This is a genomic window from Parahoeflea alexandrii, from assembly GCF_024105735.1.
GTDB lineage: Bacteria > Pseudomonadota > Alphaproteobacteria > Rhizobiales > Rhizobiaceae > Hoeflea > Hoeflea alexandrii.
On sequence record NZ_JAAAML010000002.1, the window covers coordinates 252,216 to 267,015 of the forward strand.

Annotated in this window: 13 protein-coding genes and 1 riboswitch; of the genes, 7 read left to right on the plus strand and 6 right to left on the minus strand. The window is 63.8% G+C overall.

Annotated features, from left to right (window positions below; translation table 11 throughout):
* Positions 1-41 precede the first annotated feature (41 nt).
* The 6 genes from GTW23_RS10945 to GTW23_RS10970 form a co-directional block, all read right to left on the minus strand.
* Entirely contained in the window at positions 42-1,808 is a 1,767-nt protein-coding gene (locus GTW23_RS10945; protein WP_152011157.1) for an SLC13 family permease, read from the minus strand.
* 149 nt (positions 1,809-1,957) lie between these two features.
* On the minus strand, positions 1,958-2,941 hold the full coding sequence (locus tag GTW23_RS10950) for an ABC transporter substrate-binding protein (RefSeq protein WP_252915794.1): 984 nt from the start codon (positions 2,939-2,941) through the stop codon (positions 1,958-1,960).
* A 2-nt stretch (positions 2,942-2,943) separates the two neighbouring features.
* A complete protein-coding gene (locus tag GTW23_RS10955; protein WP_252915795.1) occupies positions 2,944-3,693 on the minus strand; it encodes an ABC transporter ATP-binding protein in 750 nt (249 codons plus the stop codon).
* Positions 3,690-4,475, minus strand: a complete 786-nt coding sequence (locus tag GTW23_RS10960) for an ABC transporter permease (protein WP_252916303.1) — start codon at positions 4,473-4,475, stop codon at positions 3,690-3,692. Before GTW23_RS10960 ends, GTW23_RS10955 begins: the two co-directional genes overlap by 4 nt.
* Before the next feature lie 52 nt (positions 4,476-4,527).
* Entirely contained in the window at positions 4,528-5,136 is a 609-nt protein-coding gene (locus GTW23_RS10965) for a YkoF family thiamine/hydroxymethylpyrimidine-binding protein (RefSeq protein WP_252915796.1), read from the minus strand.
* Positions 5,131-5,244: riboswitch (TPP riboswitch) on the minus strand. Its footprint overlaps the gene before it by 6 nt.
* Before the next feature lie 199 nt (positions 5,245-5,443).
* On the minus strand, positions 5,444-7,096 hold the full coding sequence (locus GTW23_RS10970; RefSeq protein ID WP_252915798.1) for a GGDEF domain-containing protein: 1,653 nt from the start codon (positions 7,094-7,096) through the stop codon (positions 5,444-5,446).
* 278 nt (positions 7,097-7,374) lie between these two features.
* Here GTW23_RS10970 and GTW23_RS10975 point away from each other — a divergent pair, with 278 nt between their 5' ends.
* The 7 genes from GTW23_RS10975 to GTW23_RS11005 all read left to right on the plus strand — a co-directional run bounded on the left by GTW23_RS10975 (position 7,375) and on the right by GTW23_RS11005 (position 14,787).
* On the plus strand, positions 7,375-8,454 hold the full coding sequence (locus GTW23_RS10975) for an MBL fold metallo-hydrolase (RefSeq protein ID WP_152011152.1): 1,080 nt from the start codon (positions 7,375-7,377) through the stop codon (positions 8,452-8,454).
* A 136-nt stretch (positions 8,455-8,590) separates the two neighbouring features.
* Positions 8,591-9,010: a DUF4345 domain-containing protein gene (locus tag GTW23_RS10980; RefSeq protein WP_252915800.1), complete on the plus strand. Its 420-nt coding sequence runs from the start codon at positions 8,591-8,593 to the stop codon at positions 9,008-9,010.
* A gap of 66 nt (positions 9,011-9,076) precedes the next feature.
* Positions 9,077-9,955 (plus strand): diaminopimelate epimerase, encoded by an 879-nt coding sequence (gene dapF / locus GTW23_RS10985; RefSeq protein ID WP_152011150.1) that lies wholly within the window; start codon positions 9,077-9,079, stop codon positions 9,953-9,955.
* On the plus strand, positions 9,952-11,256 hold the full coding sequence (mtaB, locus tag GTW23_RS10990; protein WP_252915802.1) for a tRNA (N(6)-L-threonylcarbamoyladenosine(37)-C(2))-methylthiotransferase MtaB: 1,305 nt from the start codon (positions 9,952-9,954) through the stop codon (positions 11,254-11,256). Before dapF ends, mtaB begins: the two co-directional genes overlap by 4 nt.
* Positions 11,257-11,280: 24 nt before the next feature.
* Positions 11,281-13,020 (plus strand): signal recognition particle-docking protein FtsY, encoded by a 1,740-nt coding sequence (gene ftsY / locus GTW23_RS10995; RefSeq protein WP_252915803.1) that lies wholly within the window; start codon positions 11,281-11,283, stop codon positions 13,018-13,020.
* Complete coding sequence (locus GTW23_RS11000) at positions 13,017-13,730, plus strand: septation protein A (protein ID WP_152011147.1); 714 nt, start codon at positions 13,017-13,019, stop codon at positions 13,728-13,730. The genes ftsY and GTW23_RS11000 overlap by 4 nt, the downstream gene beginning before the upstream one ends.
* A gap of 25 nt (positions 13,731-13,755) precedes the next feature.
* Positions 13,756-14,787, plus strand: a complete 1,032-nt coding sequence (locus tag GTW23_RS11005) for an AI-2E family transporter (protein ID WP_152011146.1) — start codon at positions 13,756-13,758, stop codon at positions 14,785-14,787.
* Positions 14,788-14,800 lie beyond the last annotated feature (13 nt).

Below are 14,800 nucleotides of genomic sequence, written 5' to 3' on the forward strand. Positions count from 1 at the left end.
TGGCAGCGCTTGTTCTCCTTCATGCGCGGGGCAATGCCCCTCTAGAACGGCCAGACCCACGCGATCATCGGCACCGCGACGACGATCACGATCACCTCGAGCATCAGCCCCATGCGCCAGTAGTCGCCGAAGCGGTAGTTGCCGGGACCCATGATGATGGTGTTGTTCTTGTGGCCGATGGGGGTGAGGAAGGCGCAGGACGCGGCCACCGCCACGCCCATCAGGAACGGGTCCGGGCTGGCGCCGATGGAGTTGGCGACGCTCACCCCGATCGGCGCGGCGATCAGCGCGGTCGCGACATTGTTGAGAAAATCCGACAGCGTCATGGTGATGATCATCAGCACCATCAGCACGCCCCAGGCCGGCAGATTTTCGGTCAGATTGACGATCTGACCGGCGATCAGTTCGCTTCCGCCGGTCTCTTCCAGCGCACCGGCAACCGGAATGAGGCAGGCCAGAAGCACGATCACCTTCCATTCGATCAACGCGTAGAAATCGCGGCCGCTGATGATGCCGAGAAGCAGGTAGGCAACAACGCAAAGCCCGAGCGAGATCGCCAGTGAGGTGATCCCCATAACCGACAGGGCGATGGCGGCGGCGAAGATACTGATCGCCAGAAACGCCTTGGTCCGCTGCATCACCTCGAGCCGGCGGTTTTCGAGCGGCAGCACGCCGAGCCACTGGCTGGCGGCGGCGATATTCTTGTCGGGCCCGATCAGCAGCAACAGGTCGCCTGCCTTGATCGGCAAGTGACCGACCCTTTCGCGAAATCGCCTGCCCTGCCGCGACAGGCCGAGCAGCGTCACCCCGTGCCGCTGGATCAGCCGCAGCCCCAGCATGGTGCGCCCGACGACGGAAGATTCTTCCGGCACGATGGCCTCGACCAGGCTCAGCGACTTGCCCATCAGCCCGCCCTGGTCTTCCGTGCCGATGACATCGAGTTCGGCCGCACCCATGAAGGCCTCGATCTGCTTGGGATCTCCCTCCAGCACCAGGAAATCGCCTTCGCGGATCTCGCGGGCCTGGGAAAAGCCGGGCAGGCGCTTGCCCTGGCGCGCCAGCCCCAGGATGCTCACATCATTGTCGTCGGCGACCGGATAGAGTTCGCCCACCGACTGGCCGATCGATTTGGACCCTTCCTTGACGCGGGCTTCGGCGACGTAGAGACCGGCGTCCCCCTCGAGCGAAATCGTGTCCGCCCGCTCCGGGATCAGCCGCCAGCCAAGGAAGGCCACATAGGCGATGCCGGCGGTGGCAACCGCGATGCCGACGGGGGCGAAATCGAACATCGAATAGGGCGCACCCAGGACATCCTGGCGGTACTGGGCGATGACAATGTTGGGCGGCGTGCCGATCAGGGTGATCATGCCGCCAAGGATGGTGCCGAAGGACAGGGGCATCAGCGTCAGCGACACAGCCCGCTTGGCCTTGCGCGCGGCATCCATGTCGAGCGACATCAGCAGCGCCAGCGCCGCGACATTGTTGATGATCGCCGACAGCACCGCACCCACCACCGCCATGATGCCGATATGCACCGGAAGCGCCCGGTCGGGCCGGGTGACATAGCGGGCGATCATTTCAACGGCGCCGGAATTCATCAGCCCGCGCGAGACGATCAGCACGAGCGCGATGATGACCACCGCCGGATGACCAAAGCCGTGAAACGCATCCTCGGGCGCAATCAGCCCTGCCATCACGGTGACCATGAGCGCAACGAAAGCAACCAGATCGTAGCGGAAACGCCCCCAGACCAGGAGCCCGAACAGGACGACGAGAATTCCAAAAAGCATGATCTGGTCGGTCGTCATGGACTGTGCCTCTCCGCGGAATGAACGGACAACGGTTTTGAGGCCTTGGGGTTGCATAGCCACGTAGGGCGGTCAACTTTTTCCTGTCTGGTGGCATGCGCTGCCCGGAACGGTGAACGCGGGTCCGGGCAGCACTTGAGCCGCTGTTTCTATTGCGCCAGATACTGGTTGGTGTACCAGCCCGCAACATCCGGCATCTCCTTGTGCACGTCGCCATTGGCGTCACGCAGGATGCCGGCCTCAAACAGGAACCCGGTGATGCCGGTGATCAGTTCGGGATCGATCAGACCGACGGGCTCGCCCGGATCACGCAGATACCCGCCTTCGACAAGCGCTGCCATCGAGGCATGCACCAGCTCCGGATTGGAGAGCATGCCGGCGGTTTCAGAAACCAGGATATCGGCTGCCTCGGCCGGATTGTCCGCGGCGAAGGCGTAACCGCGCTGCGCAGCCTCGACGAAGGCGCTCGCGGTCTCTCCGTTCTTCGCAAGCCAAGTGGAATTGCCGCCCAGAAAGGTCGTGTGCTGGTCCGGTACGCCATAGTCGGAATAGTTGAACCAGCGTTGCGGGCGGTTGAGCAGGACCGAATTGACCCCCTCCCAGGTACTCACTTCCAGGGTGAAATCGACCGAACCATTGGCCAGCGCCTCGTAGGCCGAGGTCCCGAGCGTCACCGTGTCGAAGCTGCCCTCGCCGCCGTCATGGCGGATGATCGACGAGATCAGCGCATTCTCCCAGGCGCTGCCGAAGCCGGCATAGGTGAGGCCGTCGAGATCGGCGGGGCGCTTTATGTCCTCGCGGTCGCCATTGAACACCAGCCGCCCGGTCTCGTGCTGCACCACCGCCATCACTGCCGTCATGTCGGCCCCCATCGAACGCTGGCTGTGAAAACCGACGGCGCTCAGGATGCCGAACTGGGCCACGCCGGTGGCGACCAGCGTGCCTGACGAAGTGTCGGTGTAGGGCAGGATCTCAACGTCGAGACCCGCGTCGTTGAACCAGCCCTTGGCCTGGGCCACATAAAGCCCGACATGGTTGGTGTTGGGCGTCCAGTCGAGCGCCACGGTGAGTTTTTCGGCAGCTTGCGCGGGAACGGCAACAATCAGCGCAAGGGCTGTGAGAAGATGTTTCATGATCAGTCTCCGGTTTCGGTAAGAAGCGTGTCGAGAAGCTCGGCCTCGAGGCGGATGGCCCGGGGCGAAAGCGTGGCGCCGAGGCGCGGACGGCGGTCCGGCACCTCGAATTCGGCGATGATGCGGGCGGGACGGGGCGACAGGACGTAGATCCGGTCCGACAGCGCCACCGCCTCGCGCACATCGTGGGTGACCAGAACCGTGGTCCAGTGCGCATCCTTGAAGCGGCTCTCCAGCCAGCGCTGCATCCCGGCGCGGGTGAGCGCATCGAGCGCCCCGAAAGGCTCGTCGAGCAATTGCACCGGCCGGTCCTGGACAATGGTGCGCATCAGCGCCGCGCGCTGGCGCATGCCGCCGGACAATTGCGCAGGGTAATGCTGCTCGAATCCCTCCAGCCCGAAGGCTGCAAAAAGCGGCCGCACTTTTGCCCGTGCTTCCATGCGGCCCAGACCCTGGACCTCGAGCCCGAGGATGACGTTGTCGATGATCCGCCGCCACGGCATCAGCGCGTCACGTTGCGGCATGAAGGCAAAGGCACGGGAGCGTTCATCCAGCGGTGCGCCGCCGACCCGGATCTCGCCGCGATCAGGCGTCAGAGCCCCGGTCAAGAGCCGCAACAGGCTCGACTTGCCGCATCCCGAAGGGCCAAGGATAGACACGAACTCGCCTTGAGCAACATGCATCGATACACTATCGAGCACGGGGATCCCGCCGAGCGAGAGACAGATCTTGCTCAGTTCGAGCGCGCTCATCGCCCCGCCCCCGCCTGCCGCCATCCAAGCACGATCCATTGCATCAGCGCCGTTGCCCCGAACAGGGCAAGCGTCAGGGCCGAGCTGATCACCACGGCGGCAAGCATCAGGTCCGGCCGGAAGCTGTTCTTGGCGTTGAGAATGACGATGCCGAGCCCGGCGCGGGCGCCGACATATTCGGCAAAGATCGCCGCCACCACCGCATAGGTGATCGAGATCCGCAAGCCGGCAAAGAAGTAGGGCATCGCCGAGGGAAACCGGGCGCGGCGGAAGATGCCTACCCGGGACGCGCCCATCGAACCGAGCAGCGCCTCGATCTCGGGTTCGGTGGATTCGTAACCGTCGACCAGCGCGATCAGCATCGGGAAAAAGGTGACAAGCGCCACCAGCAGGATTTTCGGCGTCAGCCCGAAGCCGAACCACAACACCACCAGCGGCGCGATCGCCACCAGCGGCAGGGTCTGGCTGATGACGAACACCGGAAACAGCGCCCGCCTCAGCCGAGGAACGAAATCGATCAGCACCGAGAGCGTGAAGGCAAGCGTGAGCGAGAAGGCAAAACCCGTCAGCGTCGCCTGCAGGGTGGGCAGCGTGTTGGCCCACAACAGCTCCCGATTGGCGGCAATCTGGCCGATCACCCGCGACGGCGCCGGCAGCACCAGCGCCGAAACACCCGACACAAGGACATAGATCTCCCACGCCGCCAGCGCCGCCGCGACACTGAGAATGGCCGGCAGGCCCTGGCGGATCCGGGTTGAAGTTTTGAGAAGCAGGGACGGCATGCGGCCACGAGGCCGCGCCGCCGGCGCGCCGGACGATGAACCTGTCATGGAATCAGCCGATGGACGGGCTGTTGGCGGAAACCGTCAGATCGATGGTCACGTGACCGGCGGGCGGCCCGAACCGGCAGAAGGCTTCCTGCAGGGTGGCAAACACCGGCCCCGAATCGCCGATCAGCCGGGTGCAGAAGTTCTTCGACCCGTCAAAACTGCCGCTCGATTTCAGAAAATCGATGCAGCCCATGATTTCGGCCATGTGGTCGCCCGCGCCCATCACGTAAAGCGAAAACTGCGCCCGGGCGGTCTCGCCGGTCTGCGGCGCGTCGCCAAGTGCTGCCAGCGCTGCCGCCTGCCGCGAGCCGAGCGGCTCGGACGGATTAGCGAGCGCATTGGTCTGACAGATCGGATCGTCGGGTTCGCCCGGACAGCCGCGCGACAGCGTCGCCCTGAGCACCACGTGATGCCGGCTGGCAGCGGCCGCCACGTAAAGGTCGCGCAGCGCCGGAAACAGCACTTCCGGCGGCCCGACAATCAATGTGGAGATATCGTCGGTCTCGATCCTGAGACGATCGCGATACGGATCAAGCGCCGAAAGCGACGACAGGATCACGTCCACGAACCCGTCGGTCATGGGGTAAAGGGATACTTGCGCGCCTGCGAACATCTTGATTCCTCCTTGCTACGCTGGCATTATCCAGATCAGCTTCGAGGGTCCGTGGGCTTGGCGCCCGCATCTCAGCCGCGGCTCTACGCGGCACCCCTGTGGTGAGGCGTATTCAACAGGCTTTGCATGCAAATGCAAGTGCTTTCGTTCGCCGCCGCGACAGATTTTTCTGCCGCCTTCGCAACGACATTGCCAGCGCTTCGGCTGCATTCAAGGCTGCGGGTTGGAGCAAAGTCGCCGTGTCAACAAACGGGTAAACGAGCCACCAAGACCATCGTGTGCCGGCCCGGCTTGCGGCAACACCGCCTTACAGGCTGGCCCTGCCCCGGCGTGCGCGGCGGTCGCCCGCATTGCCGCTTTCGGCAGGCCCATCGCCAGCTATGCCGTCAAGATGCTCGCCCCAGACGATATCCGTGTTGCGTCCGGAAATCTTGGCCCGGTAAAGTGCGACGTCAGCTGCCTTTGTGCACTCCGTGAGCGATGTTCCGGCCTGGGGAGCAAGTGCAATGCCGGCCGAGAAGGACAATGCGACGCCCTTCAGTTCCACAATGGTGTGGGTGGCAAGTTCGTGCCGCCACCGGGCACATCGTTCGAGCGCCTGATCGCGCGTCGTGGCCGGCAGCACGACGAGGAATTCCTCGCCGCCATGACGGAACGCCAATTCCGAGCCGTGCAGGCTGTCGCTGAGGATGCTTGCGAAACTCGACAGAACCTTGTCTCCGACATCGTGCCCGTACCGGTCATTGACCTGCTTGAAGTAATCGAGATCCAGGACGATCAGCGATACCGGCGCCTCCTCGCTCGCGCTGGATATAACGGGCGGGATGACGGTGCTGGCGTGACGCCGATTGTAAAGGCCGGTCAGGTGATCGTGAAAGGCCTGCTGTTCGAGCTGTTCCTGCAGGCGCAGGTTTTCCTCAAGCCGCAGCTTCAGCGCCTGCCCGGCATCCGCGAGGCTTTTCTGCGCGGCTTCGCGCACTGTGACGTCGCGCAACACAACCATGACGCTGCCTTGCCGGCCCCAGCGCTCCAGCGGCTGCGCGGATACCTCGAAAATCGTCTCCATTGCCTCGAAATGGATGATCGGCTTCGTCGATTCGGCCTGGGTATCTCTTGCGATAAAGGCCATCAGCGGGTGGGAAGGCGGAAGCTTCGTCCCCACGGTTTCGGCACTGAACCCTGTCAGCTTCTCTGCCGCGGGATTGGTCTCGAGAACCAGACCGCTTGGATCAAGCACAATGATCGGATCGCGCAGAATCGAGAAAATGATGTCCCGGGCAATCGGCGGTGCAATGAACAGCTTTCCGCGATGTTGCGCGAAGAGCACGGCCATCACCGTCGCGCTGAAGGCGAAGGGCGTCGGGTCATCGTTGAAGAGCCGGAATTCGAACAGCACGAAAGCCGCGTTGCATCCCCACGGTACGCATGTTGCGATCAGGAGCGCCACCATTTGACGCCTGTGCAGACGAGCGGCGCGCTTCAATTGGGAAATCGACATCAGGCAGGCAAGCAGCATGCACAGATACATCCCCCCCAACAGCGCGTAGAACAGCCATCCGTGCGAAAAGCTCGGACGTTCTTCGTTGACGACGCCGGTATAGATCCAGTGATGATAGCCATCCGTCAGGGCGGCCAAACCGGCGAGCGCGCTGATCACAAGCATGATCGTGATTGGCAGGCGCCTGGTGACCTGGCTGAAGCCTGCATGGTCGAGAAATCCTGCCGACCAGAACAGCGGTGTCGCGACGATACCGAACCAGGCCAGCCTGCTGAACAGGATCTTGTCCGACAGCTCCTCGCTGTTGAGGCGGAGCACGACCATGGCGATCCACCAGACCGATGCCACGGCAGCCAAGCCGAAGGCCACTCGCCCCGGTGCTTGCGGCGATGTGATGATTCGCCCGACCACGAGGATCGCGAGCAACGCGATCACAAGCAGGATCGGGGTCGAAAAGCTCATTGTCAGTCCTTCAGGCAATCGGGCAGCGCGGGCTCACTGCGCGCTGTCCATTTACTTCTGATCCAGTCATAACCGCGTTTTCCTAATGAAGCTTTGCCATGAGCCGAAATATCTCGCGGGCTATCAGATCTGGCCCGGCCAAGAACTGCATTTCTGCAAAAGGGCCAGAGATTGCAGCGAGCCTGCTGCAACCGTACGGCAGTCGGTGGCAGCGCAACCCTCTTATCCCGCAACCCTCTTCTCTTGAACCCTTCCGCCGCCCCACCATATCTCCCACCATGAAACGTCGCTCCTTTCTCAAGTTTTCAGCACTCGCGGCCCTTTTCGGGGTTGGCGCATCAGGGACCGCCATGGCTGTCGCACGCAATTCCAATCCCTATCATTCCGGTCCGCTCAGCGATCATTTCGACGGGGTGCGGTTCTTCAACCCTGACGGCGCGGAGCCCAAGGGGTTTTCCGATCTGTTGAAATGGAAATTCGGCGGCAACCAGGCAAGCTGGCCCAGATCCGTCAAGAGCCCGTTCGCGCCAGCCCGCCCGGAGCCGCGCGTGGAAGGCGACCGGTTGCGCATCACCATGGTCGGCCATGCCACCATGCTGATCCAGACCGCCGGGCTCAACATCCTTACCGATCCGGTCTGGTCGGACCGCGCCAGCCCGCTCTCCTTTGCCGGGCCGAAGCGCGTCACCGCACCCGGCATCGCCTTCGAGGACCTGCCAGACATCGATCTGGTGCTGCTCAGCCACAACCACTACGACCACCTCGACCTGGTAACCCTGGCGCGGCTGAGACTGGCGCACAATCCGCTGGTCATCACGCCCCTTGGCAATGACGCCATCATCAAGTCGCACGTTCCCACCATGCGGGTGATGACGGGCGATTGGGGCCAGTCGATCAAGTCAGGCCCGGCGACAGTGCATTTCGAACCGTGCCATCACTGGTCGGCGCGCGGCGTCAACGACCGCTCGATGGCGCTCTGGGCGGCCTTCGTGCTCGAAACCCCGGGCGGCAAGATCCTGCATATAGGCGACACCGGCTTCGACAACGGCCGGCCTTACAGGAATGCCCGCGAGCGCCATGGCAGCTTCCGCGCCGCGATCCTGCCGGTCGGCGCCTACGAGCCGCGCTGGTTCATGAAGGACCAGCACCAGAACCCGGACGAGGCAATCGATGGTTTCCTGCTGTCGGGCGCCGAATTTGCGCTTGGCCATCACTGGGGCACGTTCCAGCTCACCGACGAGGGCCGCGACGCGCCCGCCGAGGTGCTGCAGGCCAGGCTCGCCGAGAAAGGCGTTTCCAGGGACCGCTTCCGGCCGCTGCATGTCGGCGAAGCCTGGGAACATCCGCTGACCGCCTGACCGGCAATTCGGCATGCCTGATCCGCAAGACAGTTGGACAGGCACGCAACAACGTGTATGCATCGCCCACGCCGGTTCCTCTCAAACGGCGATACCGCACATCCCGTCTCGTCAATTCTGCTAGGAACACTTTGCCATGGCTCTCAGACTGGTTCTCATGCTGGCTGGTGCCATCATCATCTATCTCGGCCTTGATCTCGGTCTGGGCGGAATGCGCACCCTGGGCTGGCAGGGTTCGACCGATTTCATCACCGTCACCGACCCCGCGCGGTTTGCCGTGCAGGACAATCACGCCCGCTTTGTTGGCGGTGTCTGGCTTGGCGTCGGACTTGTGCTGCTCGCCGGCTCCTTCGCTGTCGCCCGTTTCCGCACCGCGTTGATCGCCATGTGCGCGCTGGTTTTCGTCGGCGGGTTGATGCGGATTGCCTCCGGCGATACCGATACCATTCTCGCCATGCAGGTGCTGCCGTCGCTGCTGGCCGAACTGGTGCTTTTCCCTGCCCTCGGCTTTTGGCTTTTCAGGACGCAACCCGGAACCCGCGCCGACGCCCGATAGGCGCCGGCACTGGTAATCACGCGGCTTTTCAGCCATATAGAGCCCGAGCAACAACGGGTGCACGCGATGGGATCGATGGTTCCTTTTGCCAAGATGAACGGACTGGGCAACGACATTGTCGTCATCGACATGCGTGGCAGAACTGATGCCGTGACCGCAGAGGCCGCCATTGCGCTGGCAAGCGGCGACCGCACCGGTTTCGACCAGATCATGGCAATCCACGACACCGATATCGACGGCGTGGATTACCGCATCGACATTCTCAACCGCGACGGCTCCCGCTCCCAGGCCTGCGGCAACGGCACACGATGCGTTGTCCAGGCGCTCGCCTCGGAAACCGGACGCAAGAGTTTCACCTTCAAGACGCTTGCCGGCATCCTGACCGCCGAAGAGCATGAAGACGGGCTGATTTCGGTCGACATGGGCGTGCCCGAATTCCGTTGGGACCGGATCCCGCTGGCCGAAGAGTTTTATGACACCACCCGCATCGAGTTGCAGGTCGGACCGATCGACGACCCGGTGCTGCATTCGCCTTCGGTGATGTCGATCGGCAACCCGCACGCCATCTTCTGGGTCAAGGAGGACGTCTGGTCCTATGATCTCGAGCGCTTCGGGCCTCTGCTGGAAAATCACCCGATCTTTCCCGAACGCGCCAATATCTCGATTGCCCGGGTCCTGAATGACCAGACGCTTGATCTTCGGACCTGGGAACGCGGTGTCGGCCTCACCCGCGCCTGTGGCTCGGCCGCCTGTGCCGCCGCGGTCTGCGCCGCGCGCACCGATCGCACCCGCCGGCGCGTGACCGTCAATGTGCCCGGCGGCCCGCTTCACATAGACTGGCGCGCCTCCAACCACGTGATCATGACCGGACCGGCGGAATGGGAATTCTCGGGAACCGTCGATCCGCTGACCGGAGACTGGAAGGCGGACGAGGCGGCGGCGTGAGCGGCGTTCGCGTTCTTACCCTCGGCTGCCGGCTCAACACCTACGAATCGGAAACCATGCGCAAGGCCGCCGAAACGGCGGGCCTCAACAACGCCATCCTGGTCAACACCTGCGCGGTAACCGCCGACGCGGTGCGACAGGCGCGCCAGACCATCCGGCGGGCACGCCGCGACAATCCGCACGCCCGCATCGTGGTTTCGGGTTGCGCCGCCCAGACCGAACCCGAAACATTTGCCGCCATGGACGAGGTCGATGCGGTGATCGGCAACGACGCCAAGGGCCAGGCCGCGACCTATCGCGGTCTGCCCGATTTCGGCGTCTCCCATAGCGAGAAGATCCGCGTCAACGACATCATGTCGGTACGCGAGACCGCGCCGCAGATGATCGAGGCGGTCGAAGGCCATGCCCGGGCTTTCGTGCAGGTGCAGAACGGCTGCGATCATCGCTGCACCTTTTGCATCATCCCCTATGGCCGCGGCAATTCCCGCTCGGTGCCGATGGGGGCGGTGGTCAGCCAGATCGAAAAACTGGTCGGCAACGGCTACCAGGAAGTCGTCATCACCGGTGTCGACGCCACCAGCTACGGCGCCGACCTGCCGGGAGGCCCGACCCTCGGTACTCTGGCCAGGACCATTCTCAAACAGGTACCTGACCTCAAGCGATTGCGGCTTTCGTCGATCGATTCGATCGAGGTGGACAAAGCCCTGATGGACCTGATTGCCAATGAACCGCGTTTCATGCCGCATCTGCACCTGTCGCTGCAGCATGGCGACGACCTGATCCTCAAGCGCATGAAGCGGCGGCACAGCCGCGACGATGCGGTTCAATTCTGCCGCCAGGTGCGGGACTTGCGGCCAGGCTTTGCGTTCGGCGCCGACCTGATCGCCGGCTTTCCGACCGAGACCGAGGAAATGTTCGCCCGTTCGCTCGACATCGTCGAGGAATGCGGCCTGGCATTCCTGCATGTCTTTCCCTATTCGCCGCGGCAGGGAACTCCGGCGGCGCGCATGCCGCAGCTTGATCGCGCGCTCATCAAGCAACGCGCGGCGCGCTTGAGGGAACGCGGTGAACAGGCCTATGATGCCCATCTCTCGGCGATGGCGGCGGCGGCTGAAACACATAGGGTTATGGTCGAGTTTTCCGGCACGGCGCGGACAGAAAATTTCACCCCGGTGGTTGCGCCCGGCGCGCCACGGGGCCAGATGGCGCTGGTAAGGGTCAGTGGCCGCACCGCAGATCACCTGACCGGCGAGATCGCCGTAACGGATCATATGGAAATCGCAGACGTCGCCGCAGGCTGACGCGCAACAAGATACAGGACCGGAATGGCGCTCAACTTCATCAAAAAGGTTTTCTCCTTCGGGCGGAACAAGGAAGAGGCGCCGGCGCCCGAACCCGCCGAGGAAACGTCAGCCCAACCCGCCGGCGAAGAACCGGTGACAGACGACGCAGCGGCTACCGGACAGGCCTTCCCACGCGACGGCGAGATGCAGTTCACACCGGAAACAGCGGCTGGAAACGCCGGTGAAACTCCGGCACCGGCGGATGAATCCCATGCCGGCGAGCCGCCGCTCCCAGCCTCTGCCACCGATGCTGACGCCGGTACCGTCGAAAGCTCTCCCAGGAATGACGACGCTGCCGCGGATACAAGCAAGGCGGCCGAGGAAGGCGTCGCGCCCGATGCACTTGCCTCCGATCCCTCGCTTCCCGCCGCCCCCGCGCCCGACGCGGGAACCGCACTGGAAGCGCGAGACCAGGAGCCGTCCGGTACAGCGGCCAGCGAAAGCCTGCCTGACGACGGCGGCGCCATGCAATTCACCCCCGAGACGGCCGGCAACGCCGCGCCCCCGACGCCTGCGCCCGCTGATGAAGATCATGCCGGAGAACCGCCCCTCCCGGTCGACGCCAGCAGCCCGGCCGCGACCGGCGTGCCCGAAGGCAGCGGTACCGGCTCCACGGACGAGGTTCAGCAGGCACCCGAGGATCTCACCGCTGATCCGGCGATCCCGCCCGCGCCTGAGCCGCAAGCAGAACCCGTAGCCAGCTCAGAACCCTCAGCCACCTCGGAGCCGCGCAGGCTCGTGGTCCGCGACACGGTCTCGCAGGCGGAGCCGGAAAAGGCGCCCGAACCGGTCGTCGAAGACCGAGGAAACTGGTGGCAGCGCCTGCGCCAGGGCCTGTCGCGCACCTCGGGCCAGCTCACCGGCCAGATCACCGGCATCTTCACCAAGCGCAAGCTCGACGAGGAGACGCTCGAGGAGCTCGAAGACATCCTGCTGCAGGCCGATCTCGGCGTCGAGACCGCGATGCGGATCACCGACGCACTGTCCTCGACCCGCTACGGCAAGGACATCTCTCCGGCCGAAGTCCAGAAGGTGATGGCCGACGAGATCACCAGGGTTCTGGGTCCTGTGGCAAGACCGCTGGAGCTTGACCTCAGCCACAAGCCGCATGTCATTCTGGTGGTCGGCGTCAACGGCACCGGCAAGACCACCACCATCGGCAAGCTCGCAGCCAAGCTCAGCTCCGGCGGGCTGAAAGTCACGCTTGCAGCCGGCGATACCTTCCGTGCGGCCGCCATCGAGCAGCTCAAGATCTGGGGTGAGCGCACCGGTTCGAAAGTGGTCTCGACCCGGCTCGGCGCCGATGCTGCCGGCCTTGCCTACGAGGCCTTCGAGACCGCCCGCGAGGATGGCGCCGACGTGCTGATCATTGACACCGCCGGCCGCCTGCAGAACCGCACCGAGCTGATGGACGAGCTCGCCAAGGTGGTGCGCGTCATCGGCAAGCTCGATCCGGAGGCGCCGCACACCGTGCTGCAGACGCTTGATGCGACCACCGGCCAGAATGCCTTGAACCAGGTCGAGATCTTCAAGAACGTCGCCGGCGTCAACGGCCTGGTGATGACCAAGCTCGACGGCACCGCCCGCGGCGGCATTCTCGTTGCCATCGCCGCCAAGCACAGACTGCCGGTCTACTTCGTCGGTGTCGGCGAAGGCGTGGACGACCTCGAACCCTTTGAGGCGGCCGATTTCGCCTCGGCAATCGCCGGAGAACCAAAATGAACGACCGCAACAGCACAACACCCCGGCCAGCGGATCCGGAGGCCGGCGACACGGCACCGCACATTTTCGAAAGCGATCCCAACGCCCCCGACCGCAAGCGCATCAATCCGCTGCTGAAGATGGTGCTGGAACTGGGACCGCTCCTGGTCTTCTTCTTCGCCAATGCGCGCGGCGAATGGATTGCCGAGCGGGTGCCGTTCCTGGCCGATATCGGCGGCCCGATCTTCGTCGGCACCGCCTGCTTCATGATCGCCACCGCGATCGCGCTGAGTGTCTCCTGGGCGCTGACCCGCACCCTGCCGATCATGCCGCTGCTCTCGGGTGTCATCGTGCTGGTCTTCGGCGCCCTGACGCTCTGGCTCCAGGATGAGATCTTCATCAAGGTCAAGCCCACGATCATCAACACCATGTTCGGTGTCATCCTTCTCGGCGGACTCCTCTTCAAGAAGTCCTTTCTGGGCTACGTGTTCGATTCCGCCTTCCGTCTCGACGCCGAGGGGTGGCGCATCCTGACCATGCGTTGGGGCCTGTATTTCCTTCTGATGGCGGTGGTCAACGAAGTCATCTGGCGCAATTTCTCCACGGACTTCTGGATCGCCTTCAAGGTCTGGGGCAACATGCCGCTGTCGATCGTCTTCACCATCATGCAGCTTCCGCTGATGCAGCGGCATGCCCTGCCGGAAGAGGATGAGGAAAAGGCGAAGGGTTAGAAACGCCGCGAGGGTCACGACGGGAATGCGGAACGCGACTTACGGCACAGCGCTCACCCTGATGATCGGCTGGCTGATCTGGATCGGCAAGCCGGTACTGATCCCGATTCTTGCTGCGGCGATATCGGTCTACGTGCTCTCCACCGCCGCCCAGAGCATGCAGGGCCTCCCCATCATTGGCCGGCTGCCGGCCTGGGCAAGACGGGTGCTCATCCTTCTTGCCTTCGTCCTGGCAGTGGTGCTTCTGTTCGTGCTGGTCATCGACAACATCGCACAGGTGGCCGCAGCCCTGCCGCGTTACGAAAGCAATCTTCAGGCGCTTGTCACCCGCTTTGCCAGCCTGCTCGGCATCGACGACGAGCCGACCTGGGCAAACCTGCGGCGGGCGACGCTCGACCAGGTGGATTTCGGATCCTGGATTGCGCCGGCTTTGGCCTCGCTGCGCGGTTTTGGAGGGACGCTTTTCCTGGTGGTGCTCTATGCCAGCTTCTTCATGGCCGAACGCGGCATGATGGCGAGAAAGGTGGTGAACGCGCTGGGCGGAGAGGAGGCCGGCGCGCGCGCGCTGTCGCTGCTCGCGCGCATCAACGAACGGATCGGCGAGTACCTGTTCGTCAAGACCGCCGTCAACCTGATCCTCGGCGCAATCTCCTACGTCATCATGCTGGCGCTCGGCATCGAGTTCGCTCTGTTCTGGGCGGTGCTGATCGCCTTCATGAACTACATTCCCTATATCGGCTCGCTGATCGGCGTGATCTTTCCCGTGCTTCTCAGCCTTGCGCAGTTCGGCACGCTGTGGATGGCGGGCGTGGTGCTCACGTCACTCACCGCAGCGCAGGTTCTCGTCGGCGCTTATCTGGAGCCGCGCATGATGGGCCGCGCATTCAACCTCAGCCCGCTGGTCGTGCTCCTGGCGCTGGCATTCTGGAGCACGCTGTGGGGCTTGCCCGGTGCGCTTCTGGCGGTGCCGATGACCGCCAGTCTCGTCCTGGTCTTCGCCGAGATCAGGACAACCCGCCCCATCGCCGTCATGCTCTCGGCCAGCGGGCGGGTGTGAGAGCGCAAACCGT

Bases quoted from the DNA above. Each gene is read 5' to 3' on its own strand.
- GTW23_RS10975 (WP_152011152.1), top strand. From the start codon at position 7,375: ATGAAACGTCGCTCCTTTCTCAAGTTTTCAGCACTCGCGGCCCTTTTC.
- GTW23_RS10955 (WP_252915795.1), bottom strand. From the start codon at position 3,693: ATGAGCGCGCTCGAACTGAGCAAGATCTGTCTCTCGCTCGGCGGGATC.
- ftsY (WP_252915803.1), top strand. From the start codon at position 11,281: ATGGCGCTCAACTTCATCAAAAAGGTTTTCTCCTTCGGGCGGAACAAG.
- dapF (WP_152011150.1), top strand. From the start codon at position 9,077: ATGGGATCGATGGTTCCTTTTGCCAAGATGAACGGACTGGGCAACGAC.
- GTW23_RS11005 (WP_152011146.1), top strand. From the start codon at position 13,756: ATGCGGAACGCGACTTACGGCACAGCGCTCACCCTGATGATCGGCTGG.
- GTW23_RS10945 (WP_152011157.1), bottom strand. From the start codon at position 1,808: ATGACGACCGACCAGATCATGCTTTTTGGAATTCTCGTCGTCCTGTTC.
- GTW23_RS10950 (WP_252915794.1), bottom strand. From the start codon at position 2,941: ATGAAACATCTTCTCACAGCCCTTGCGCTGATTGTTGCCGTTCCCGCG.
- GTW23_RS10970 (WP_252915798.1), bottom strand. From the start codon at position 7,096: ATGAGCTTTTCGACCCCGATCCTGCTTGTGATCGCGTTGCTCGCGATC.
- GTW23_RS11000 (WP_152011147.1), top strand. From the start codon at position 13,017: ATGAACGACCGCAACAGCACAACACCCCGGCCAGCGGATCCGGAGGCC.
- GTW23_RS10965 (WP_252915796.1), bottom strand. From the start codon at position 5,136: ATGTTCGCAGGCGCGCAAGTATCCCTTTACCCCATGACCGACGGGTTC.
- GTW23_RS10980 (WP_252915800.1), top strand. From the start codon at position 8,591: ATGGCTCTCAGACTGGTTCTCATGCTGGCTGGTGCCATCATCATCTAT.
- GTW23_RS10960 (WP_252916303.1), bottom strand. From the start codon at position 4,475: ATGCCGTCCCTGCTTCTCAAAACTTCAACCCGGATCCGCCAGGGCCTG.